General features: G+C 70.9%; 1 protein-coding gene. It reads left to right on the plus strand.

The window, feature by feature from the left end; all coding sequences use genetic code 11:
• Positions 1-1751, plus strand: a 1751-nt coding sequence (locus GTW43_RS31625; RefSeq protein ID WP_161305413.1) for an RHS repeat-associated core domain-containing protein, incomplete at both ends; no start/stop codon positions are given.

Consider the following 1751-nt stretch of genomic DNA (forward strand, 5'->3'; position numbering starts at 1 on the left):
GAGATCACCGACCCCATGGGCGCCGTCACCCGCTACGAACGCGACGCGTTCGGCCGCCCGGCCACCATGACGGACCCCACGGGACTGACCACCCGCCTGGAATGGACGGTCGAGGGCCGCCTCGCGCGCCGCACCGCCCCCGACGGCACCGCGGAGTCCTGGACCCACGACGGCGAGGGCAACTGCACCACCCACACCGACCCGATCGGCGGCGTCACCCGCTTCGAGTACACCCACTTCGACCTGCTCACCGCGCGCACCACCCCCGACGGCGTCCGCCACGAGTTCACCCACGACGCCGAACTCCGCCTCACCCGCGTCACCAACCCCCAGGGCCTGACCTGGGACTACGCCTACGACCCGGCCGGACGCCTGATATCCGAGACGGACTTCGACGACCGCGCACTGACGTACGCGTACGACGCGGCGGGGCGCCTGACGTCCAGGACCGACGCTCTGGACCAGGTCACCGCGTACGAGCGCGACGCCCTGGGCCGCACGACCCGCAAGGACGCGGCAGGCCAGGTCACGACATTCGCCTACGACCTGACCGACCAGCTGGCCGAGGCAATCAGTCCGGACGGCACCCGCCTGACGATCCTCCGCGACCAGTACGGCCGCGTCCGCACCGAAACCGTCGACGACCGCACCCTCACCTACGACCACGACGAACTCGGCCGCCGCACCGGCCGCACCACCCCCACCGGCGCCCGCACCACCTGGTCGTACGACGCCGCGGGCCGCCGCACCGACCTCGTCGTCTCCGGCCGCCCCGTCGACATCACCTACGACGACGCAGGCCGCGAACTCACCCGCGGAATCGGCGACTTCCTCACCCTCGCCCACACCTACGACCCCATGGGCCGCCTCTCCACCCAGACAGCAACGTCAGACGGCGAGACCCTGCAACACCGGGCCTACACCTACCGCGCCGACGGCAACCTCACCGCCCTCGACGACCACCTCGACGGCCCCCGCACCTTCACCCTCGACCCGGCCGGCCGCGTCACCGCCGTCCACGCCGCCAACTGGACCGAGACCTACGCCTACGACGCCGCCGGCAACCAAACCACGGCCTCCTGGCCGGTGACCCACCCCGGCCACGAAGCCACCGGCGACCGCACCTACACCGGCACCCGCATCACCCGCGCCGGCACCGTCCGCTACGAACACGACGCCCTCGGACGCATCACCCTCCGCCAGAAGACCCGTCTCTCCCGCAAACCCGACACCTGGCACTACACCTGGGCCCCCGAAGACCGCCTCACCCAGGTCACCACCCCCGACGGCACCGTCTGGCGCTACACGTACGACCCCCTCGGCCGCCGCACCTCAAAACAGCGCATGTCCCCGGACGGCACGACCGTGACAGAACGGGTCACCTTCACCTGGGACGGCACCACCCTCTGCGAACAGACGACCTCGTCGGCGGGCGTCCCGAACCCGGTGACCCTCACCTGGGACCACCGCGGCCTGCACCCCGTCACCCAGACCGAACGCATCACGGCAGCCGACGCCCCACAGTCCGAGATCGACTCCCGCTTCTTCGCCATCGTCACCGACCTCATCGGCACCCCACGCGAACTCGTGGCAGAAGACGGCGACATCGCCTGGCACACCCGCACCACCCTCTGGGGCACCACCACCTGGAACACCAACGCCACCGCCTACACCCCCCTCCGCTTCCCCGGCCAGTACCACGACCCCGAAACAGGCCTCCACTACAACTACTTCCGCCACTACGACCCCGA

Source organism: Streptomyces sp. SID5785, assembly GCF_009870065.1.
In the GTDB taxonomy this organism is placed as follows: Bacteria; Actinomycetota; Actinomycetes; order Streptomycetales; family Streptomycetaceae; genus Streptomyces.